Source organism: Comamonas composti DSM 21721, assembly GCF_000429845.1.
Classification (GTDB): domain Bacteria; phylum Pseudomonadota; class Gammaproteobacteria; order Burkholderiales; family Burkholderiaceae_C; genus Comamonas; species Comamonas composti.
Genome location: NZ_AUCQ01000028.1, coordinates 1 through 20,813, shown reverse-complemented (window position 1 = coordinate 20,813; position 20,813 = coordinate 1). Strand labels below are relative to the sequence as shown.

Genomic DNA, 20,813 nt, shown 5'->3' with positions numbered 1-20,813 from the left:
GCCATGGCGCACATCAGCTTTCCTCCCCCCTATATCGCCTCGTCTGCTGCGGCTCATGCGCTGCGCCAGACCGGCCATGCCGTGCTCGCTCCGCAGGAGCTCGCAGCCAGGGCTGGCGTGGGGCTGGCCAGCTTGCAGGCGCTGGAGCCCGACTGGAGCGAGCTGCCTGCCGATGCCTTCCTCAAGGATGGCGGTCGCTACCGACGCCGGCGCCACTCCTGCTTCATCGCCTCGCACAACCAGCTGCAACAGGTCGCTCACCGCGCGCACTGGCAGCCGGTCGAATACAACGCCCTGCATGGCGGCATGCTCAGAATGTTCGAGCCTATGCGCGCGGCAACGGCCCAGAGCCCGGCCTGGGGCGGCCTGCTGCTGGGTCTGTCTGATCTTGCGGACCAGGTCTTTGCAACCCGAGGCCAGCCCTGGTTCATCGAGGCCCATCAGTTCCGTATAGACACCACCGATGGCATAGGGCGGCCCACGCCCGAGGGCGCGCACCGCGACGGTGTGGACATGGTGGCTGTGGTGCTCGTGGGCCGGCACGCGGTCAAGGGCGGCGAGACACGCATCTTCGAAGCTGCAGGCCCCAGTGGCCAGCGCTTTACGCTGACCGAGCCCTGGTCCGTGGTGTTGCTCGATGACGCCCGCATGATCCATGAAACCACGCCCATACAGCCCGAGTCCGGGCGGGTGGGCGGCACGCGCGACACCCTGGTACTCACATGGCGGCGTGATGGCTTTCAAGGCCAGGTATTTGATGGGGATCAAAAGTCTGAGGCATGATGGGCCTCAGACTTTGAACCAATGTCTTGGCCAAGCCTCTGGAGGCGGCCGCATAAAAGGAGAAGCACCATGTTCAAACATATCCTGGTTCCCGTAGACGGGTCCGCCTGCTCGCAACTGGCCGTGCGCAAGGCCGCAGAGCTTGCCAAGGCCTTTGGCAGCGCGATGACGGCAGTCTATGTCGTCGATCCCTATCCGTTCACCGGCGTGGGCGCGGATTTCGCCTACGGTCAATCCCAGTATCTGAGTGCTGCTACGGCCGAGGCCAATGCTTCTCTGGATGAGGTCAAGAAAATTGCCGAAGAGGCCGGTGTGGTCGCCACCACCGCGATTGGCGAGGGCCATGCCGTGCATGAGGGCATTGTGCGAGCGCTGGAGAATGCGGGCGCCGACCTGGTGGTCATGGGCTCGCACGGCCGTCGCGGCCTGGAAAAGCTCATGCTGGGCAGCGTGACCCAGCGCGTGCTCGGCGCCGTGCGCGTGCCCGTGCTGGTGGTGCGCGAATAAGCTCCAGGCCGCGCGCTTTGCGCGCCCCGGATCAGCGAGCCGCCCCAGGGCGGCTTTTTGCATGCCCGGAGATATGGTTGTGCCTTGTCCGGGTCCGGCCAAGGCACAACCCGCATACAAATACTCGTACCATCGGCCCATGAGTTCCCAATACGAAAACCTGGGCCAGCTTGCGCTCTGGACCGATTTTTTCAAAGTGACCCCGCCGGCCCTGCCGGCTGAGCACCAGATGCGTGTGCGCCGCATCGGCGGCTTCATCCGCGCCAAGGCGCGGCCCCAGGACCCGGCTGCGGATCTTGCAGTCTCAGAGCCCTCTGCCTGTGTTGTTGCGGAGGATGGCGCCGAGGTCGGTGCGCAGGTGGCGGCGCCTGTCTCCAGGGCCGCACCTGTGGAGCGTGAATGGGTGGCTGCACAGTGGGGGCTGGTGCCGTCCTGGGTGAAGTCGGCCTCCGATGCGCGTCTGCGTGCGGCCAAGCTGCTGCAGGCGCGCAATGAAAGTGTGAGCACGACCCAGGCCTTTCGCGATGCCTGGCTGGCCGGGCAGCGCTGCATCATCCCCATGCAGGCTTTCTACGAAGACGATTTGCGCAGCGGCAAGCCCGTGGCCACGCGCATTGCGCGTGTCGACGGCCAACCGATGGGCGTGGCCGGTATCTGGTCGCGCTGGTGCGATCCGCAAACCGGCGAGGAGCTCATGAGCTATGCGCTGCTTACCGTCAATGCCAACAGCCATGCGCTGATGCGCCGCTACCAGCACCCGGGCAGCGAAAAGCGCATGCCTGCGATCCTGGGCGAGGGCAGCTACGACGCCTGGCTCAGTGCCCGCCAGGACAAGGCGCGCGAGTTCATGCGCGCCTATCCGGCCAACTGGCTGCTGGCCAATCCCGTGGAAAACAAAAAGGACAAGAAGCCCAAGGGCCTGCTGGGCTGAGCCCCGGGCTCGGGGCTGGCGCCCGTCTTTCGCGGGCATACTCGCCCCCATGGCTCACACCTTCTTCTGGCACGACTACGAAACCTTTGGCGCCCAGCCGCGCTATGACCGACCGGCCCAGTTCGCGGGCATACGCACGGATGCCGAGCTCAATGAAATCGGCGCGCCCGTCATGCTCTACTGCCGGCAGGCCAACGACTACCTGCCCGATCCCCAGTCCTGCCTGATCACGGGCATCACGCCCCAACTGTGCCAGGAGCAGGGCCTGAGCGAGGCCGAGTTCGCGGCGCGCATCGAGGCCGAACTCGCCCGGCCCGGCACCGTGGGCGTGGGCTACAACACGATCCGCTTCGACGACGAAATCACGCGCTTCATGTTCTGGCGCAACCTTATCGATCCCTATGCGCGCGAATGGCAAAACGGCTGTGGCCGCTGGGATCTGCTCGATGTGGTGCGCATGGTCTACGCGCTGCGTCCCGAAGGCATGGACTGGCCCGAAAAGGAGGACGGCTCGCCGAGCTTCAAGCTCGAAGACCTGGCGCGTGCCAACGGCCTGTTGCATGAAAAAGCGCATGATGCGCTGTCCGATGTGCGCGCCACGATTGCGCTGGCGCGCAGGATCCGCGAGCTGCAGCCCAGGCTTTTCGATTTCGCCTTCGGCCTGCACAAGAAAGACCGCGTGCTGCAGGAGATGGGCCTGCCGGCCGAGCCGTCCCATGCCAGGCCTTTCCTGCATGTGAGCGGCATGTTCGCCCCCGAGCGCGGCTGCCTCGCCATGATGTGGCCGCTGGCAACCCATCCCACGAACAAGAACGAAATCCTTGGCTGGGACCTGGCCCATGACCCCTCGGAGCTGGCAAGCATGGGCGTCGACGAACTGCGCCTGCGCCTGTTCACGCGCAAGAGTGATCTGCCCGAGGGTGTGAGCCGCTTGCCGATCAAGAGCATTCATGTCAACAAGTCGCCCATGGTCGTGGGCAAGCTCAAGACCCTGAGCCCGGAGATGGCCCAGCGCTGGGCCCTGGACCAGGAGCAGGCCTTGGCCCATGCGGCGATCGCGCGCGACCTGCCCGACATGAGTGCGCTCTGGCGCGCGGTCTTTCAAAGAGAGCCCCAGAGCCTGGATGCGGACCAGGACTTGTATGGCGGCTTTGTGGGCAACGAGGACCGGCGCAGGCTGGTCCATTTGCGCAGCCTCTCGCCTCAGGAGCTGGCGCTGGATCGCACGGGCTTTGACGATGCGCGCCTGGTCGAGCTGCTGTTTCGCTACCGCGCACGCAACTTCCCCCAAAGTCTCAACCCGCACGAGCAGCAGCGCTGGGCCCGGCACCGCGCGGCCTGTCTGATCGAAGGTCAGGGCGGGGCGCGCACGGCCGAGCAGATGTTCGCCATGATCGACCAGCTCTCGGAAAGCGCCGACGAACACGACGAGGAAATCCTGGGTCAGCTCTACGACTGGGCCGATGCCATCGTGCCCGAGGCCGGCTGACGGGCTTGCCAGAGCCAGCGCATCTCGACAAAGAGGGGAGGAATAAGAGCGTGTTCACGATCTCCTCTCCATCCTCTTGGAGGTCAGTGCTCGCCGTCCATTGGTGTTCTCGTTGCTGCCCCACAGCCGTTTGGCGGTGATGTCCATTTTTCACAGGGGCGGGCTCTGGCACTGAGGCGACTTTCGCTTGTCGGGCGCTGACAGATACTGGCTGGATCTTTCGGAGAAACAGGGAAACATGTACGTCCAGCCGCTTTTTTCCATGCCAGAGGTCCATGAAATGCACGAGGTCATGCGTGACTACCCGCTTGCGACCCTGGTCGCGAGCCGTGCGGGGCAGATCGAGGTGGACCTGCTGCCTCTGCTCCTGGTCGAGGCAGGCCCGTTCGGGCGCCTGGCAGGCCATGTCGGCCGGTCGCATGATCTGGCGGTCATGGGTGATGAGATGAAGTCCGTGACGGTGCTTTTTCAAAGCCCGAATGCTTATATCTCTCCGACCTGGTATGTCAACGGGCAGCGCAGCGGGCGCAATGCGCCCAGCTGGAACTATGTGGCCGTGCAGGCGCAAGGCCGCATCCGCCTCATCGATGATGCCTTGTGGATGCGTGCGCATCTTGAGTCCTTGGCCCACGCACAGGAGGCGCAGCGCATCCCGCCCTGGTCTGCATCCCAGACAGATCCTGAATTCCTGGCTGCTGCTGCGAGTCGGCTGATCGGTTTCGAGGTGGAGATAGAAAGCCTGTGCGGCAAGCGTTTTTTGTCGCAGCAGCGAACACAGGCAGATCGCCTCAGCCTGATCCAGCACCTCGCACGCGATCATGGCCCCGGTGCCTCGGCGGTTTCGAGGCTCATCAAACCCTGAGAACGTAAACACGTTCTGAGAACATGAACAGGCTCTGAGAGCCTGGGCATGCTCCAGGTCTGGCGGAGAAAGGGCTGCGACAGACATGCCTGCATGCCATGCAGCGGCAGGCAGTCAATTAACCCGTGCTTAATCCGGTCCCTCTAGGATGCGGGTCCGCCGGCCCGGGCATTCCCGGGTCGGGCGTTATTGCTGGGCTCCCGGCTGCAGTTTCCCTGCGCAAGTCTTCCAGGCCATAGGCCGGAGCAGGGCTAACCCTTTTCCCCATGATGAATCGTTTGAATACAAAGACCCCATCCAGGTCGTGGGTGGCTGTTGGTGTGGTGCTGTTGCTCGCGGCTTCCGTCCAGGCCGGTCAGAGCACCGTCCAAGGCAATGCCGCTGCCGGTGAAAAAATTGCCCAGTCAGGCTCGGCTCTGGGCGCTGCGGCCTGCGTGAGCTGCCATGGCGCCAAGGGCGAAGGCATGCCCGGCTTTCCCGCGCTGGCTGGCCAGCGCCCCGGCTATCTGGTGCGCCAGCTTGACCAACTGGCCGAGGGCGCACGCCAGTCCCCGGTCATGGGGCCCATGGCCAAGGCCTTGTCGGACCAGGAGCGCGCCGATGTGGCTGCCTATTACATGAGCCTGCCTTTGCCCATGAAGCCTGTGCGCGGGCCCTTGCCGTCCAGGGGCGATGACGATGGCGCCTGGCTGGTCGAGCGCGGACGCTGGGCCGATGGAATTCCGGCCTGCGCGCAGTGCCATGGACCCTCGGGCGTAGGCGTGGGCGCGGACTTCCCCGCGATAGGCCATTTGTCTGCAGATTACATGCAGACCCAGATCGATGCCTGGAACAAGGGACAGCGCGATCCCGGACCTCTGGGCCTCATGGGCAAGATCGCCGGCAAGCTCACGCCCGAAGACATCAAGGCCGTCGCCGCCTATTACGCCCGCCTGAGATGAAACACCTGTTGCATCGCTGAGCGGTTCGACGCGATGCGCAAGGCGCCCGGCGCCATGGATAAGCACAATGAGCGATCAAGCACAAAAAGCGAGCCAAGGCTCGAACGTTCCCGAGTACATTGCCACAGCCTGCCTGTACGCCGTGCTGGGCGGGGCCTTGCTGTATGGGATTACCTCCAGCATGCCGGCCAGAAAGGCGCTGCTGCCCAAGATTGAGCAAGGCGAAAAGCCTCGCCAGGCCCGGGCCGGTGCGCAGCAGCAGGCTGCGGCTTCGGCCCTTCCCGTGGCCTTCTCGCCGCCCGGCGAGCGTGATATCCCCGAAGGCCCCATGGGCGAGTGGATTCGCCGTGGCGAAGCCATCTTCATGCGTACCCCGGCGAACGCCGTGGGCTTCTCGGGCAATTCGCTGAGTTGCGCCAATTGCCACCTGGATGCAGGCCGCCTCAAGGGCGCGGCGCCCATGTGGGGCGCCTATCCCATGTACCCGGCCTACCGCAAGAAGACCGACCATGTGGACACCTTCGCCGAGCGCGTGCGCGGCTGCTTCATGTACAGCATGAACGGCAAGGCTCCGGCCGACGGGCATGATGTTCTGGTGGCTGTAGAGGCCTATGCCTACTGGATGGCGCAAAAAGCCCCGACCGGCGAGAAGCTGCCGGGCGCGGGCTTTGCCAAGGTCGGCCAGGCCGAGCAAGAGCCCAGCGTGGAGCGCGGCGCCAAGGTGTACGAAGCCAATTGCGCGCTGTGCCATGGCGACAAGGGCCAGGGTCAGGAAACCGGTGGCGTGACCGTGTTCCCGCCGCTCTGGGGCAAGCAGTCCTATAACTGGGGCGCGGGCATGCATGAAGTGGACAAGGCCGCGAACTTCATCAAGAACAACATGCCTTACGGCAATCCCACGCTCAGCGACCAGGAGGCCTGGGATGTTTCCCTCTACATCAACAGCATGGAGCGCCCCCAGGACCCGCGCTTCACGGGCAATGTGGCCGAGACGCGCAAGCAGTTCCACGACAGTCCCTATTCCATGTACGGCACACAGGCCCACGGGCAGTTGCTCAAGGGTCTGTAGGCCGGTCGGCCCGTTTTTCATGCCGGGATGCTGCGCTTTGACATGCGCAAACGCCTGGCATGCCGCTACACTGGCGCCTGCCTGGCTGCCGAGGATGACAGTGTCCCGGCATCCAGGCTTTTTTTCTGCCCAGCCGCCCGCAAGGTCCTGCAACACCATGTCCACTGTTTTCAACTTCACCTTTGTTCCCTGGTTCAGGTCGGTTGCGCCTTACATCCACAAGTTCCGCCATCAGACCTTTGTGGTGGGGCTTACGGGCGAGGCGATTGCTTCGGGCAAGCTCGGCTCCATCGTCCAGGATCTGGCCATGATCAAGGCCATGGGAGTGAAGATCGTGCTCGTGCACGGCTTCAGGCCCCAGGTCAACGAGCAACTGCAAGCCAAGGGCCATGCCGCCCAGTATTCACGCGGCATGCGCATCACGGACTCGGTGGCGCTGGACTGCGCGCAGGAGGCCGCAGGCCAGTTGCGCTACGAGATCGAGGCTGCCTTCAGCCAGGGCCTGCCGAACACGCCCATGGCCGATGCCAGGGTGCGCGTGATCTCGGGCAACTTTCTCACGGCAAGGCCCGTGGGCATTGTCGACGGCGTGGACTTCAAGCACTCGGGTCTGGTGCGCAAGGTGGACATGGCCGGCATCCAGAGCGCGCTGGACATGGATGCGCTGGTGCTGATCTCGCCGTTCGGTTTCTCACCCACGGGCGAGGCCTTCAACCTCAGCATGGAGGAGGTGGCCACGCGCGTGGCCATCGAGCTCAAGGCCGACAAGCTGATCTTTCTGACCGAGGTGCCGGGCATACGCCAGGACCCGTCCCAGTCCATGGGTGAGGACAACCCCATAGACACCGAGCTGCCGCTGGCGGCCGCGCGCCGCATGCTGGCCGAGTTGCCGCCGGCCCTGCTGCCCACGGACACGGGCTTTTATCTGCAGCACTGCGTGAATGCCTGCGAGCATGGCGTGGAGCGCAGCCACATCCTGCCGTTTGCGATCGACGGGGCCTTGCTGCTGGAGATCTATGTGCACGACGGCATAGGCACCATGGTCATCGACGAGAAGCTCGAAGAGCTGCGCCAGGCCACGCCCGATGATGTGGCCGGCATCATCCAGCTGATCGAGCCCTTCGAGCAGGACGGCACCCTGGTCAAGCGCAGCCGCACCGAGATCGAACGCGACATAGGCCACTACACCATCATCGAGCACGACGGCGTGATCTTCGGCTGCGCTGCGCTCTACCCCTATCCCAGCGCCCGAACCGGCGAGATGGCGGCCGTCACCGTCTCGCCCAAGAGTCAGGGCACGGGCGACGGCGAGAAGCTGCTCAAGCGCATAGAGCAGCGCGCCAAGGCCCAGGGGCTGGAGAGCCTGTTCGTGCTCACCACGCGCACCATGCACTGGTTCATCAAGCGCGGCTTCCAGTCCGTGGACCCCGAGTGGCTGCCCGAGGCGCGCAAGGCCAAGTACAACTGGGACCGCAAAAGCCAGGTGCTGGTCAAAAAGCTCTGACGCCTCAGCGCGGGAGCTGCAAACCCAACGTTATTGTCATGTGATGAAAGCATGAAATGCTTTCAAAAAAATAGCTTAAAGCGCTTGATCTGCAATGGGTTGAGCGCTTTTCCATTGAATTCTTGAGTGGAACTTTTTGCTTTCGAGCTATGCCATATTGGTATAGCTGCTAGCGGCTCCAGGCTCTTGGCCTTGACGCCTGGCTTGCCGAGAATGTCAGCTACTCCTAGATTTCACGAGACAGCGATGCAAACGGCGATTCCCTGCCTGCTCATGCGTGGCGGCACATCCAAAGGTCCTTTCTTTCGCGCCAGCGACCTGCCAGCCGATCTTGCAACGCGCGACCGCGTGCTGCTTGCGGCCCTGGGCTCGCCCGACAAGCGCCAGATCGACGGCATTGGCGGCGCCCATCCGCTGACCAGCAAGGTCGGCATGGTCAGTCTGTCGGACAAGCCGGGCATCGACCTGGAATTCCTATTCGCCCAGCTCCAGCCCGAAAAGGACACGGTGGATACCACGCCCAACTGCGGCAACATGCTGGCCGGCGTGGTGCCGTTCGCGCTGGAGACGGGCATGCTGGCCGCGCGCGGCGAGAGCAGCACCTTTCGCGTGCTCACGCTGAACACTGGCATGGCCGCCGACATCACGGTGCAGACGCCGGGCGGGCGGGTGGAGTACGAGGGCTCGGCCCGCATAGACGGCGCGCCAGGAACCTCGGCGCCCATAGAGATCAGCTTTCTCGATACCGCGGGTTCGGTCTGCTCCGGCCTGCTGCCCACGGGCCAACCCAGGGATACGGTCACGGTGACGGGCGAAGGCCTTGAGCCCTTCACGCTGGACGTGACCTGCATAGACAACGGCATGCCCCTGGTCATCTTCAAGGCCTCGGATGTGGGCGTCACAGGCCTGGAGAGCGCGGCCGAGCTCAATGCGAACACCGATCTCAAGCGCCGCATCGAGGCGCTGCGCATGCAGATCTCCAAGGCCATGGGCCTGGGCGATGTCTCGGCCAAGAACTACCCGAAGATGACGCTGATCGCCGAGCCGCAAAACGGCGGTGCCATCACCACGCGCAGCTTCATCCCCCATGTCTGCCATGACGCCATCGGCGTGCTGGCCGCCGTCACCGTGGGCACGGCCGTGAAGATGCCGGGCACGGTCTGCGAGGGCGTGGCCCGGCTGGAGCAGGGCGCTGGCCCGGTCACGGTGTCCGTGGAGCACCCCACGGGCGAATTCAGCGTGACGCTGGACAGCGACGCGGCCAATCCCGATGTGGTCACCAAGGCCGCGCTGCTGCGCACGGCCAGGCTGTTGATGCGTGGCGAGGTTATGGTGCCGCGCTCCGTCTGGGCCGGGCCGGACCCGCAATCCTGATCTTCCTGGCTCGCCGTCGGGCTGCTCCGGCTGCGGGCTTTTTTGCAGCTGAGCAGTGGCGGCCACGCCTGGCGATGCGGCCGCGTGAACCCAAGAGAGACAAGCCATGACCAATCCCCAGGGCCGCGACAACAGCACGGCCAATGTGCAGACCCTGCTCAACGAGCATCCGTTCTCCGGCTTTCAGTGGCTGGTGTTTGCGCTGTGCTTTTTCATTGTCTTGCTCGACGGTTTCGATACCGCAGCCATAGGCTATATCGCGCCTTCGCTGATCGCCGAGTGGGGCGTGAGCAAGCCCGCGCTGGCGCCCGTGCTCAGCGCAGCCCTGTTCGGCCTGGCTGCAGGCGCGTTGATGGCCGGCCCCCTGGCCGACCGCCTGGGTCGCAAGAGCGTGCTCGTGGGCTCGGTGGCGGTGTTCGCGCTGGCCTGTCTGGCCTCGGGCTTCTCGCCCGATATCCAGACCCTGGCCCTGCTGCGCTTCGTCACGGGTGTGGGCCTGGGCGCGGCCATGCCGAATGCCGTCACCTTGATGAGCGAGTACTGCCCCGATGCGCGCCGCGCCACGCTCACGAATGCCATGTTCTGCGGCTTTCCGCTGGGCGCGGCCTTTGGCGGCTTTCTTGCAGCCTGGATGATTCCGCATTTCGGCTGGCGCAGCGTGCTCATCCTGGGCGGCGCCGTGCCCTTGCTGCTGGTCGTGGCCCTGATCGTTTTTCTGCCCGAATCCGTGCGCTACATGGTGGCCAGGCAGTACCCGGTGGAGCGCATACGCAGGACGCTGGCGCGCATTGCGGGCCATGCCGTGCAAGGCGTGCAGCGCTTTGTGATGACCGAGAGCGCGCCCGCAGGCCAGGGCAGGAGCGGCCTGGGCCTGGTGCTCTCGCGCGAGTACCGCGTGGGCTCGGTCATGCTGTGGCTGGCCTATTTCATGGGCCTGGTGATCTTCTATGCGCTCATGAACTGGATGCCCGTGCTGTTCAAGGAGGCCGGGCTGGACCCCAAGACCGGCACCCTGGTCGCGGCGCTGTTCCCGCTGGGCGGGGTGGGCGCGGTGTTTTTCGGCTGGCTCATGGACCGCTTCAACGCCAACCGCATCATCGCCATCGGCTACGCGCTCACCGCCGCCTCGATCTGGTGGATAGGCCAGACCGCCGGGCAACTGGGCTGGCTGGTCGTGGCCGTGTTCGTGGCCGGTACCATCATGAATACCGCCCAGTCCTCCATGCCGGCGCTGGCCGCAAGCTTTTATCCCACGAGCGGCCGCGCCACGGGCGTGGCCTGGATGCTGGGCATTGGCCGCTTCGGCGGCATTGCGGGCTCCTACCTCGTGGCCGAACTCACGGCGCGCGAGCTGGGCTTCAGCCAGATCTTTGCGGTGGTCGCCATCCCCGGCCTGATCGCCATGGCGGCCCTGGTCATCAAGCAAATGGCCAGCCCGGCCAGGACTGCAGAGCCCGCACAGGCCGCAAGTCAGGGCGCGCATTGAAGGCGCGCGGCATTTTCATTTCAAGAAGACAGGAGAGCATGCAATGATCATCGACGTTCACGGCCACTACACCACGGCCCCCGCCGCGCTGGGAGCCTGGCGCGACCTGCAGATCGCAGGCCTCAAGGAGCCGGGCAAGGCGCCCAAGGCCAGCGACCTGCGGATCAGCGATGACGAGATCCGCGAGACCATCGAGACCAACCAGCTCAGGCTCATGAAGGAGCGCGGCTCGGATCTGACCATCTTCAGCCCGCGTGCCAGCTTCATGGCCCACCACATCGGCGACTTCGAGACCTCGTCGACCTGGGCCGCGATCTGCAACGAGCTTTGCCATCGCGTCTCCGAGCTGTTCCCCGAGCACTTCATCCCCGCAGCCATGCTGCCCCAGTCGCCGGGCGTGGACCCCAAGACCTGCATTCCCGAGCTCGTCAAATGCGTGGAGCAGTACGGCAACGTGGGCATCAACCTCAATCCCGATCCTTCGGGCGGCCACTGGAGCTCGCCCCCGCTGTCCGACCGTAGCTGGTACCCGATCTACGAGAAGATGGTGGAGTACGACATCCCCGCCATGGTCCACGTGTCCACGAGCTGCAACAGCTGCTTTCACACCACGGGCGCCCACTATCTGAATGCCGACACCACGGCCTTCATGCAGTGCCTGACCAGCGATCTGTTCAAGGACTTTCCCACGCTCAAGTTCCTGATTCCCCATGGCGGCGGCGCCGTGCCCTACCACTGGGGGCGTTTCCGCGGGCTGGCGCAGGAGCTCAAGAAGCCGCTGCTCGAAGAGCATCTGCTGAACAACATCTTCTTCGACACCTGCGTCTACCACCAGCCCGGCATCAACCTGCTGACCGAAGTCATCCCGGTGAAGAACATCCTGTTCGCCAGCGAGATGATCGGCGCCGTGCGCGGCATCGATCCACGCACCGGCCACTACTACGACGACACCAAGCGCTATATCGAAGCCACGCAAAACCTCACGGCCGAGGAAAAGCACATGGTCTACGAAGGCAATGCGCGTCGCGTGTTCACGCGCCTGGACACGGCGCTCAAGGCCAAGGGCCTTTAATCAGAAAGAGGAGCTGGTAGCGCTTGCTACATAAGCATTTCAGATACAAAGCTATCTGAATATGAAGCAGGGCAAGCGCAAGCAGCTCACTTTTCAGCATTCTCAGGAGAAAGACATGTACGAACTCGGAGTCGTTTACCGCAACATCCAGCGCGCCGACCGCGCGGCTGCCGACGGCCTGGCCGCTCTGGGCTCGGCCACGGTGCACGAGGCCATGGGCCGTGTCGGCCTGCTCAAGCCCTATATGCGTCCCATCTACGCGGGCCAGCAGGTCTCGGGCACGGCCGTGACCGTGCTGCTGCAGCCCGGCGACAACTGGATGATGCATGTGGCGGCCGAGCAGATCCAGCCCGGCGACATCGTGGTCGCGGCCGTGACCAGCGAGTGCATGGACGGCTACTTCGGCGACCTGCTGGCCACGAGCTTCCAGGCCCGCGGCGCGCGCGCGTTGATCATCGATGCCGGCGTGCGCGACGTGAAGACCCTGCAGGAGATGAACTTTCCCGTGTGGAGCCGTGCGATCTCCTCCAAGGGCACGATCAAGGCCACGCTGGGCTCGGTGAACATCCCCGTGGTCTGCGCAGGCATGTGGGTCACGCCCGGCGACGTCATCGTGGCCGACGACGACGGCGTGGTCTGCGTGCCGCGCGACAAGGCCGTGGCCACTCTGGAAGCCGCGCAAAAGCGCGAAAGCTTCGAAGGCGAAAAGCGCGCCAAACTGGCTTCGGGCGTTCTGGGCCTGGACATGTACAAGATGCGCGAGCCGCTGGAAAAGGCCGGCCTCACGTACAAGGGCTGAGAAGGGGCAGGGCGCATGAGCATTCCCGCATCTTCTGGCGACTGGCGCATAGGCCTGGTCGGTTATGGCGAGGTGGGCCGCATCCTGGCCGAGGACTTGCGCGCCCAGGGGCTGCCGGTCGCGGCCTTCGACCTCAAGCTGGGCACGGCAGCCCAGACGCCGCTGCGCGCGCATGCGCAGCAGCACGGCGTGCAGCTCGCGGGCAGTCACGAGGCCCTGGCCGGCGCCAGCGACTTCGTGATCAGCGCAGTCACGGCCAGCCAGACCCTGATCGCGGCCAGGGCCTGCGCGCCTGCCATGCGTGCGGGCGCCTTCTACCTGGACTTCAACTCGGCCTCGCCGGGCGCCAAGCAGGCTGCGGGGGCGCTCATCGATGCGGGCGGCGCGCGCTATGTGGAAGGCGCGGTCATGACCAGCATTCCGCCTTACCGCATCAAGGTGCCGCTGCTGCTGGGCGGGGCCTTCGCGGCCGCGCTGGCCGCGCAGATCAACCCGCTGGGCTTTGATGCCAAGGTCGCCAGCGACAGGCTGGGCGTGGCCTCGGCCACCAAGATGTGCCGCAGCGTGATGATCAAGGGCCTGGAGGCCATGGTCATCGAAAGCTTTAGCGCGGCGCGCCATTACGGCGTGGAGGACGAGGTTCTGGCCTCGCTGCACGAGACCTTTCCCGGCATGGACTGGGAAAAGCTGGGCGCGTATTTCTTTCAGCGCGTGATCGAGCATGGCCGGCGCCGCAGCGAGGAAATGTTCGAGTCCGCCAACACCGTGCGCGACACGGGCATGCCCGCGTTTTCCGCCCAGGGTACGGCCGAGCGCCAGGCTTTCATGGCCGATCTATCCCAGGCCGGCATCTTCGGCGAGCCCGGCCAGCCAGGCTTTGCGCGCAGTGCCGACTGGCGCACCGAGGCCGACCGTCTGCTGCAATTTCTCAAGGACAAAAAAGCATGAGCGCATTTGAAAAAACCCCTGGCTGGCTGGACTGGTATGCCGGCCCCAGCAAACCCAGGTTCCAACTGCCTGCGGGCGCCGTGGACGCCCACTGCCACGTCTTCGGGCCGGGCGCGGAATTTCCCTTTGCGCCCGAGCGCAAGTACACGCCTTGCGACGCCAGCAAGGCCCAGCTGTTCGCGCTGCGCGATCACCTGGGCTTCGAACGCAACGTGATCGTGCAGGCCACCTGCCACGGCGCCGACAACCGCGCCATGGTCGATGCCTGCAAGGCCAGCAATGGCAAAGCACGCGGCGTGGCCACGGTCAGGCGCAGCATCACGGATGAAGAGCTGCAGGAGCTGCACGCGGCCGGTGTGCGCGGCGTGCGCTTCAACTTCGTCAAGCGTCTCGTGGACTTCACGCCCAAGGACGAGCTCATGGAGATCGCGGGCCGTATCGCCAAGCTCGGCTGGCATGTGGTGATCTACTTCGAGGCCGTGGACCTGCCCGAGCTGTGGGACTTCTTCACCGCCTTGCCCACCACCGTGGTTGTGGACCACATGGGCCGCCCCGATGTGGCCAAGGGTGTGGACAGCGAGGAGTTCGCGCTGTTCCTCAAGTTCATGCGCGAGCATGACAACGTCTGGAGCAAGGTCTCCTGCCCCGAGCGTTTGTCGGTGAGCGGCCCCAAGGCGCTGGACGGCGAGCAAAATGCCTACCAGGACGTGGTGCCTTTTGCGCGCCGCGTGGTCGAGGAGTTCCCGGATCGCGTGCTCTGGGGAACCGACTGGCCGCACCCCAATCTGAAGGACCATATGCCCGATGATGGCCTGCTGGTGGACTTCATCCCGCAGATCGCTCCCACGGCCGAGCTGCAGCAAAAGCTGCTGGTGGACAACCCGCTTCGCCTGTATTGGATGGAGGAGGCTTGATCCCCCTGAGTCGCCTGCGGCGCCTTCCCTCCAGGGGGACGGCATCTTCGCGGCGGGGAGGCCCTTGCTTGATGCCCCTGAGTCGGGCTCTGCCAGTCTTGTGCGCTGTACCCCTGGCATGACTTTCTCGCCCCTTGAATGAGGACGGGTTCTGGTTAACGCCTCTGGCAGGAATTAAAAGAGTTGAAAAGGAGAAATCATGGCACTGGAAAAACCTTATCTGGACGTGCCCGGCACCATCATTTTTGATGCCGAGCAGTCGCGCAAGGGTTACTGGCTCAACCAGTTTTGCATGTCGCTGATGAAGGCCGAGAACCGCGAGCGCTTCAAGGCCGACGAGCGCGCCTATCTGGACGAGTGGGCCATGAGCGAGGAGCAAAAGCAGGCCGTGCTGGCGCGCGATCTGAACTGGTGCATGCGCACGGGCGGAAATATTTATTTTCTTGCGAAGATCGGCGCCACCGATGGCAAGAGCTTTCAGCAGATGGCCGGCTCCATGACGGGCATGAGCGAGGACGAGTACCGCGCCATGATGGTCTCGGGCGGCCGCTCGGCCGAGGGCAACCGCTATGTGGGCGAGGACGGCGATGCCCAGGACCACCGCCAGCCGCAAGGCGGCGCAGGCAAGAACAACAAGGAAGGCAACTGAGTCATGGCACGCATTACCGCATCCGTCTACACCTCCCACGTGCCCGCCATCGGCGCGGCCATGGACCTGGGCAAGACCCAGGAGGATTACTGGAAGCCGCTGTTCGCGGGCTATGACTTCTCCAAGCAGTGGATGAAGGACAACAAGCCCGATGTGGTCTTTCTCGTCTATAACGACCACGCCACGGCCTTCAGCCTGGACTGCATTCCCACCTTTGCGATCGGCACGGGTGCGCAATACCAGCCGGCCGACGAAGGCTGGGGCCCGCGTCCCGTGCCCGTGGTCCAGGGCCATCCCGCACTGGCCAGCCATATCGCGCAAAGCGTGATCCAGCAGGACTTCGACCTCACCATCGTCAACAAGATGGATGTGGACCACGGCCTGACCGTGCCCCTGTCCCTGATGTGCGGCGAGCAGGACCCTCAAAGCGGTGCCTGGCCTTGCCCCGTGATTCCGTTCGCGGTCAACGTGGTGCAATATCCCGTGCCTTCGGGCCAGCGCTGCTTCAACCTGGGCCGCGCGATCCGCCGCGCCATCGAGAGCTACGACGAGGACATCAATGTCCACATCTGGGGCACGGGCGGCATGAGCCACCAGCTCCAGGGCGCGCGTGCCGGCCTGATCAACAAGGACTGGGACAACCGCTTTCTGGACTTGCTCATCGAAAACCCCTCGGGCCTGGCGCAGATGCCGCATATCGACTATGTGCGCGAAGCCGGCTCCGAAGGCATCGAGCTCGTGATGTGGCTGATCGCGCGCGGCGCCATGTCCGATGTGGACGGCCCCGCGCCCCTGCCCAAGGTTGCCCACCGCTTCTACCATGTGCCCGCATCGAACACGGCCGTGGGACATCTGATTTTGGAGAACCAGTAAATGAGCAAGACCATCAAAGTCGCCCTCGCGGGCGCAGGTGCCTTTGGCATCAAGCACCTGGACGGCATCAAGAACATTGACGGCGTGGAAGTCGTCTCCCTGATCAGCCGCGACCTGGCCAAGACCCAGGAAGTCGCCGACAAATACGGCATCCAGCATGTGACCACGGACCTGGCCGACAGCCTGGCCCTGCCCGAAGTCGATGCCGTGATCCTGTGCACGCCCACGCAAATGCATGCGGCTCAGGCCATTCAGTGCATGCAGGCCGGCAAGCATGTGCAGGTCGAGATTCCACTGGCCGACAGCCTGGAGCAGGCCCAGGCCGTGGTGGCGTTGCAAAAGAAGACCGGTCTGGTCGCCATGTGCGGCCATACGCGCCGCTTCAATCCCAGCCACCAGTGGATGCACAAAAAGATCCAGGCCGGCGAGTTCAACATCCAGCAAATGGATGTGCAGACCTATTTCTTTCGCCGCACGAACATGAACGCCCTGGGCCAGGCGCGCAGCTGGACCGATCACCTGCTGTGGCACCACGCGGCCCACACCGTGGACCTGTTTGCCTACCAGGCCGGCAGCCCCATCGTGAAGGCAAACGCCGTGCAAGGGCCCATCCACCCCGAACTGGGCATTGCCATGGACATGAGCATTCAGTTGAAGGCCGCCAACGGCGCGATCTGCACGCTGAGCCTGTCGTTCAACAACGATGGCCCCCTGGGCACGTTCTTTCGCTATATCGGCGACACGGGCACCTATATCGCGCGCTATGACGACCTGGTCAACGGCAAGGAGGAGAAGATCGATGTCTCCCAGGTCGATGTGTCCATGAACGGCATCGAGCTGCAGGACCGTGAATTCTTCGCAGCCATACGTGAAGGCCGCGAGCCCAACTCCAGCGTGGCCCAGGTGCTGGCCTGCTACGAGGTGCTGCACGACCTCGAGCAGCAACTGAACTCTTAACAACACCCCCTGAGTCGCTGACGCGCCTTCCCCCTCTTTCTGCGGGAGGGGGACGACAGCTTCGCGGCGGGGCGGCCCTTGCTCGCTGTCTCTGGCTTGGGCCACGGCCAGTTTGATGCAGTGCGAGCAGTGCCCAGCCTGAGGGGCTGTCTTGCCGTTGTGGGGTAGAGGTTGCGCTGTGCCTGCTTCATGGGCCTGTTCCAGCTCAAGTTTCAAATTCCCCATAGACTTGCCAGCATCGCGACCAGCAGCCCGCGCCCCGAAAAATCAGGGGGCGCGGGCTTTTTCGCCAGACAAAGGATGAACACAATGGACAGTCGCCCCATCGGCTCCTTCTCGGTCCGCTCCATCGGCCTGGGCTGCATGAATTTCTGCCATGCCTACGGCAACTCGCCCAGCGAGGAGCAATCCAAGGCCGTGCTGCACGCGGCCCTGGATGCAGGCGTGACCCTGTTCGACACGGCTGCGCTCTATGGCTTTGGTGCCAGCGAGGCCTTGATCGGCCCGGTGCTCAAGCCCCACAGGGATCGCATCACCCTGGCCAGCAAATGCGGCATGGCGGGCGTGCGCGGCGAAGACGGCGTCATGCGCCGCGTGATCGACGGCCATCCCAAGACTCTGCGCAAGAACTGTGAGGACAGCCTGCAGCGCCTGGGCACGGACGTCATCGATCTCTACTACCTGCACCGCTGGGATCCGCGTGTGCCCATAGAGGAATCCGTGGGCGAGATGTCGCGCCTTGTGGAAGAGGGCAAGGTCCGGGCTCTGGGCCTGTCCGAAGTCGGCGTGGACACGCTGCGCCGCGGCCATGCAACCCATCCCATCGTTGCGCTGCAAAGCGAATATTCGCTGTGGTCGCGCAACGCCGAGCTGGGCACGCTGGCCGCCTGCAAGGAGCTGGGCATTGCCTACGTGGCCTTCAGCCCGCTGGGCCGCGCCTTTCTCACAGGCAAGCTGCAGGACACCGGCAACTTCGTCAAAGGCGATATACGCGCGGCCATGCCGCGTTTTGCGCCTGCGGTCTATGCACAAAACCTCAAGCTGCTGGCTCCCATGCAGTCGATTGCCGAGCGTGCGGACTGCACGCTGGCCGAGCTGGCCATAGCCTGGGTGCTGCACCAGGGCCAGCATGTGATCGCCTTGCCCGGAACCACCAGCGTGGAGCACCTGCATGAGGATTTGCGTGGTGGCTCGGTCAGGCTAGATGCCGGCCTGCTGGCCGAGCTCGACGAGCTGTTCAAGCCCGAGCGCATTGCGGGGGACCGCTATGCGCTGGGATCGCAGCGCGAGGTGGATACCGAGAAGTTTGCGTTCGAGGCCCGTTGATCGCGTCAGCGCTCTTCAAAGCAGCACCGGGTAAAGCGACAGCAGCAGCAGTCCGGCCATGAGGCCGTTGAAGCAGCGCAAGGCCTGGGGCGAGCGCAAGGCCTTGCCCACCGCGCTGCCGAACAAGGTCCAGACGCTGATGCTCGGGTAATTGACCAGCCCCAGGACCAGGGCCGAGAGCAGCAGATTGAGCAGGAAATTCTCGCGCGGCGTATAGGTGGCAATGACGCCGATGGTCATGATCCAGGCCTTGGGATTGACCCACTGAAACGCCGCTGCCTGCCAAAAGCCGAAGGGCTTGGCGGCGGCGGCCTGCTCACTCCCGGCTGCGCTGATGGCGATCTTCCAGGCCAGCCAGACCAGATAGATCGCGCCAATGTATTTGAGGGCGGTATAGATCCAGGGCTCGCGCTCGAAGAGCTGGCCCAGGCCTGCCCCTATCAGCAAGACCATGAATACCGCACCCAGCGTGATGCCCAGCATATGCGGCAGGCTGCGGCGGTAGCCAAAGCTGGCACCCGATGCCGTGAGCATGACGTTGTTGGGGCCGGGGGTGATGGAGCTGACCAGGCTGAACATGGCCAGGGGAAGCAGGAAAGAGGTCTGGGATGGCTCGTAACTCATGATGGGTGTGGCACAGGTTGGTCATGCACGCCGGAATGCGGCAAGGAGTTGATGCTAGATCCTTAATTCAGTACAGTACCGGTACACTTTTGCTCTGCAGATATAAAACTGGCCTGCTTGCACAACCATGACACTCAATCCACACGCCATGCCGGATCCTGTAAACCAGATCCAGACTTTGGGCTGGCGCCCGCTGCGTTCTTCCCCGCTTTCTCTGGTGGAGCAGTTGGTCGGCCACTACGCGAGTCTGATACGCCAGCATGGCCTGCGCGCAGGTATGCGGCTGCCTTCGGTGCGCAGCCTGGCCGAGCAGGCCGGGGTCAGCCGCGACACCGTGGTCCAGGCCTATGACAGGCTTGCGGCCCAGGGACTGGTGCACTCGCGGCGCGGCGCCGGATTCTTTGTGAATGCCTTGCGCCAGGTTCAGGCCGAGGCCCCCATGCCGGAAGCGTCGGGCCCTTCGACCCTGGCCCACAGCGCGGCCTTCGATACGGCCTATCTGCTGCGCAACATGTTCCGCGAAGGCCAGGGCCAGGCGGGCGGGGCAGGGCTTTTGCCTCCGAGCTGGATGGACATGGACATGCTGAGCTCGGCACTGCGCGCCATGGGCCGCAGTGCCGGGCCCAGCCTGCTCAGTTACGGGCTGCCTCAGGGATTTGCGCCGCTGCGCCAGCAACTGGCCTCCCAGCTCCAGGCGCAGGACGTGCCGGCCCACCCCGAGCGCAATCTGATGACCGTGGCCGGCGTGACCCAGGGGCTGGATCTGATTGCGCGCAGCCTGGTGCGCGCAGGCGATACCGTGCTGGTCGAAGACCCGGGCTGGTTCCTGGTCTTCGGGCGGCTCATGGCCCAGGGCGTGAATGTGGTCGGCGTGCCAAGGCTGCCCGGTGGCCCCGATGTCGAGGCGCTGGAGCGGCTGGCACGCCAGCATGCACCCAAGCTGTTCATTCTCAACACCGCCGTGCACAACCCAACCGGCCACAGTCTCTCGGCGGGCGTGGCCCATCAGGTGCTGCGCATCGCGGAGCAGCATGATTTTTACCTGGCAGAGGACGACACCTATGCCGACTTTCTGCCCGGCACGCCCGTGCGGCTCGCAGCCATGGACAGGTTGCAGCGCGTGCTGCTGATCGGGGGTTACTCCAAGACCCTGGCCGGCAGCCTGCGCGTAGGCTATGTTGCGGCCCATGAGCAGTTGATCCACAAGCTGGTGGACTACAAGCTTCTGGGCGGGCTGACCTCGGCCTTGCCCGGAGAGCAACTGGTGCACCGCGTGCTCGCCGACGGCCAATACCGCAAACATGTGGAGCGCTTGCGCGAGCGCGTGGACCGGGCGCGCAGCCGCTGCCTGCGCCAGCTCGAAGCCCTGGGCTGCCGTCCCTTGCAGGAGCCCCAGGCCGGCATGTTCGCCTGGGTGGACTGCGGCATGGACTCCGAAGTGCTGGCCCGTCACGCGGCAGCCCAGGGCCTGTTGCTGGCGCCGGGCCTGCTGTTCTCGCCGGCCCAGCAAAGTTCGAGCATGCTGCGCATTTCCGTGCCCATGGTGGAGCAGCCCAAGGCCTTCTCCAAACTCGGGCAACTGCTTGCGCACTACCGGGATGGCCGACACTCTTAGAACGTGTTTACGATCTCTACGCTGCCGCGTTGGAGCGCAATCGGGATGAGTTCGAGTCGATGGGCCGCAGCTTGCACCGGGGTGCAAGCA

At 64.5% G+C, this 20,813-nt stretch carries 20 protein-coding genes; 19 read left to right on the top strand and 1 reads right to left on the bottom strand.

The annotated features are described in order from the left end of the window. Positions 1-3: 3 nt before the first annotated feature. From G486_RS0113655 to G486_RS0113570, 18 genes are all read left to right on the top strand, one after another. Complete coding sequence (locus G486_RS0113655) at positions 4-783, top strand: 2OG-Fe dioxygenase family protein (protein WP_027016042.1); 780 nt, start codon at positions 4-6, stop codon at positions 781-783. Positions 784-852: 69 nt separating this feature from the next. Beyond that, positions 853-1,290 carry a universal stress protein gene (locus tag G486_RS0113650; RefSeq protein ID WP_027016041.1) on the top strand — a complete coding sequence of 146 codons (438 nt, stop codon included), beginning with the start codon at positions 853-855 and terminating at the stop codon, positions 1,288-1,290. 139 nt (positions 1,291-1,429) lie between these two features. Beyond that, positions 1,430-2,221 carry an SOS response-associated peptidase gene (locus G486_RS0113645; RefSeq protein WP_027016040.1) on the top strand — a complete coding sequence of 264 codons (792 nt, stop codon included), beginning with the start codon at positions 1,430-1,432 and terminating at the stop codon, positions 2,219-2,221. 49 nt (positions 2,222-2,270) lie between these two features. Continuing rightward, positions 2,271-3,710, top strand: a complete 1,440-nt coding sequence (gene sbcB, locus G486_RS0113640) for an exodeoxyribonuclease I (protein ID WP_027016039.1) — start codon at positions 2,271-2,273, stop codon at positions 3,708-3,710. 238 nt (positions 3,711-3,948) lie between these two features. After that, positions 3,949-4,572, top strand: coding sequence for an FMN-binding negative transcriptional regulator (locus tag G486_RS0113635; RefSeq protein ID WP_027016038.1), 624 nt, complete (start codon positions 3,949-3,951; stop codon positions 4,570-4,572). A gap of 269 nt (positions 4,573-4,841) precedes the next feature. Then, the gene (locus tag G486_RS0113630; RefSeq protein ID WP_027016037.1) at positions 4,842-5,513 is read left to right on the top strand and encodes a c-type cytochrome; all 672 of its coding nucleotides are present in this window, start codon (positions 4,842-4,844) and stop codon (positions 5,511-5,513) included. Positions 5,514-5,580: 67 nt separating this feature from the next. Then, positions 5,581-6,582: a c-type cytochrome gene (locus tag G486_RS0113625; RefSeq protein WP_027016036.1), complete on the top strand. Its 1,002-nt coding sequence runs from the start codon at positions 5,581-5,583 to the stop codon at positions 6,580-6,582. A 157-nt stretch (positions 6,583-6,739) separates the two neighbouring features. Beyond that, a complete protein-coding gene (gene argA / locus G486_RS0113620; protein WP_027016035.1) occupies positions 6,740-8,086 on the top strand; it encodes an amino-acid N-acetyltransferase in 1,347 nt (448 codons plus the stop codon). 246 nt (positions 8,087-8,332) lie between these two features. Next, positions 8,333-9,460, top strand: coding sequence for a 4-oxalomesaconate tautomerase (locus G486_RS0113615; RefSeq protein WP_027016034.1), 1,128 nt, complete (start codon positions 8,333-8,335; stop codon positions 9,458-9,460). Between the two features lie 106 nt (positions 9,461-9,566). Beyond that, complete coding sequence (locus G486_RS22340) at positions 9,567-10,946, top strand: MFS transporter (protein ID WP_051303517.1); 1,380 nt, start codon at positions 9,567-9,569, stop codon at positions 10,944-10,946. Between the two features lie 43 nt (positions 10,947-10,989). Continuing rightward, positions 10,990-12,018: an amidohydrolase family protein gene (locus G486_RS0113605; protein WP_027016033.1), complete on the top strand. Its 1,029-nt coding sequence runs from the start codon at positions 10,990-10,992 to the stop codon at positions 12,016-12,018. Between the two features lie 115 nt (positions 12,019-12,133). Beyond that, positions 12,134-12,817, top strand: coding sequence for a 4-carboxy-4-hydroxy-2-oxoadipate aldolase/oxaloacetate decarboxylase (ligK, locus tag G486_RS0113600; RefSeq protein WP_027016032.1), 684 nt, complete (start codon positions 12,134-12,136; stop codon positions 12,815-12,817). 15 nt (positions 12,818-12,832) lie between these two features. Continuing rightward, a complete protein-coding gene (locus tag G486_RS0113595; RefSeq protein ID WP_027016031.1) occupies positions 12,833-13,765 on the top strand; it encodes a DUF1932 domain-containing protein in 933 nt (310 codons plus the stop codon). After that, a complete protein-coding gene (locus G486_RS0113590; RefSeq protein ID WP_027016030.1) occupies positions 13,762-14,679 on the top strand; it encodes an amidohydrolase family protein in 918 nt (305 codons plus the stop codon). The genes G486_RS0113595 and G486_RS0113590 overlap by 4 nt, the downstream gene beginning before the upstream one ends. A gap of 199 nt (positions 14,680-14,878) precedes the next feature. Continuing rightward, positions 14,879-15,328 carry a protocatechuate 4,5-dioxygenase subunit alpha gene (gene ligA, locus G486_RS0113585; RefSeq protein ID WP_027016029.1) on the top strand — a complete coding sequence of 150 codons (450 nt, stop codon included), beginning with the start codon at positions 14,879-14,881 and terminating at the stop codon, positions 15,326-15,328. A gap of 3 nt (positions 15,329-15,331) precedes the next feature. Further along, the gene (locus tag G486_RS0113580) at positions 15,332-16,201 is read left to right on the top strand and encodes a class III extradiol dioxygenase subunit beta (protein ID WP_027016028.1); all 870 of its coding nucleotides are present in this window, start codon (positions 15,332-15,334) and stop codon (positions 16,199-16,201) included. Beyond that, positions 16,202-17,158 (top strand): Gfo/Idh/MocA family oxidoreductase, encoded by a 957-nt coding sequence (locus G486_RS0113575; protein WP_027016027.1) that lies wholly within the window; start codon positions 16,202-16,204, stop codon positions 17,156-17,158. A 309-nt stretch (positions 17,159-17,467) separates the two neighbouring features. Further along, a complete protein-coding gene (locus G486_RS0113570) occupies positions 17,468-18,484 on the top strand; it encodes an aldo/keto reductase (RefSeq protein ID WP_027016026.1) in 1,017 nt (338 codons plus the stop codon). Between the two features lie 15 nt (positions 18,485-18,499). On the opposite strand, the gene G486_RS0113565 is transcribed toward G486_RS0113570, so the two are convergent. Then, positions 18,500-19,108, bottom strand: a complete 609-nt coding sequence (locus tag G486_RS0113565; protein WP_027016025.1) for a LysE family translocator — start codon at positions 19,106-19,108, stop codon at positions 18,500-18,502. A 148-nt stretch (positions 19,109-19,256) separates the two neighbouring features. Between G486_RS0113565 and G486_RS0113560 the strand changes: the two genes are divergently transcribed. Next, positions 19,257-20,723, top strand: a complete 1,467-nt coding sequence (locus G486_RS0113560) for an aminotransferase-like domain-containing protein (RefSeq protein WP_245587328.1) — start codon at positions 19,257-19,259, stop codon at positions 20,721-20,723. Positions 20,724-20,813 lie beyond the last annotated feature (90 nt).

Coding starts and splice junctions, on each gene's coding strand:
- G486_RS0113655 (WP_027016042.1), top strand. CDS start 4: ATGGCGCACATCAGCTTTCCTCCCCCCTATATCGCCTCGTCTGCTGCG.
- G486_RS0113650 (WP_027016041.1), top strand. CDS start 853: ATGTTCAAACATATCCTGGTTCCCGTAGACGGGTCCGCCTGCTCGCAA.
- G486_RS0113645 (WP_027016040.1), top strand. CDS start 1,430: ATGAGTTCCCAATACGAAAACCTGGGCCAGCTTGCGCTCTGGACCGAT.
- sbcB (WP_027016039.1), top strand. CDS start 2,271: ATGGCTCACACCTTCTTCTGGCACGACTACGAAACCTTTGGCGCCCAG.
- G486_RS0113635 (WP_027016038.1), top strand. CDS start 3,949: ATGTACGTCCAGCCGCTTTTTTCCATGCCAGAGGTCCATGAAATGCAC.
- G486_RS0113630 (WP_027016037.1), top strand. CDS start 4,842: ATGAATCGTTTGAATACAAAGACCCCATCCAGGTCGTGGGTGGCTGTT.
- G486_RS0113625 (WP_027016036.1), top strand. CDS start 5,581: ATGAGCGATCAAGCACAAAAAGCGAGCCAAGGCTCGAACGTTCCCGAG.
- argA (WP_027016035.1), top strand. CDS start 6,740: ATGTCCACTGTTTTCAACTTCACCTTTGTTCCCTGGTTCAGGTCGGTT.
- G486_RS0113615 (WP_027016034.1), top strand. CDS start 8,333: ATGCAAACGGCGATTCCCTGCCTGCTCATGCGTGGCGGCACATCCAAA.
- G486_RS22340 (WP_051303517.1), top strand. CDS start 9,567: ATGACCAATCCCCAGGGCCGCGACAACAGCACGGCCAATGTGCAGACC.
- G486_RS0113605 (WP_027016033.1), top strand. CDS start 10,990: ATGATCATCGACGTTCACGGCCACTACACCACGGCCCCCGCCGCGCTG.
- ligK (WP_027016032.1), top strand. CDS start 12,134: ATGTACGAACTCGGAGTCGTTTACCGCAACATCCAGCGCGCCGACCGC.
- G486_RS0113595 (WP_027016031.1), top strand. CDS start 12,833: ATGAGCATTCCCGCATCTTCTGGCGACTGGCGCATAGGCCTGGTCGGT.
- G486_RS0113590 (WP_027016030.1), top strand. CDS start 13,762: ATGAGCGCATTTGAAAAAACCCCTGGCTGGCTGGACTGGTATGCCGGC.
- ligA (WP_027016029.1), top strand. CDS start 14,879: ATGGCACTGGAAAAACCTTATCTGGACGTGCCCGGCACCATCATTTTT.
- G486_RS0113580 (WP_027016028.1), top strand. CDS start 15,332: ATGGCACGCATTACCGCATCCGTCTACACCTCCCACGTGCCCGCCATC.
- G486_RS0113575 (WP_027016027.1), top strand. CDS start 16,202: ATGAGCAAGACCATCAAAGTCGCCCTCGCGGGCGCAGGTGCCTTTGGC.
- G486_RS0113570 (WP_027016026.1), top strand. CDS start 17,468: ATGGACAGTCGCCCCATCGGCTCCTTCTCGGTCCGCTCCATCGGCCTG.
- G486_RS0113565 (WP_027016025.1), bottom strand. CDS start 19,108: ATGAGTTACGAGCCATCCCAGACCTCTTTCCTGCTTCCCCTGGCCATG.
- G486_RS0113560 (WP_245587328.1), top strand. CDS start 19,257: ATGCCGGATCCTGTAAACCAGATCCAGACTTTGGGCTGGCGCCCGCTG.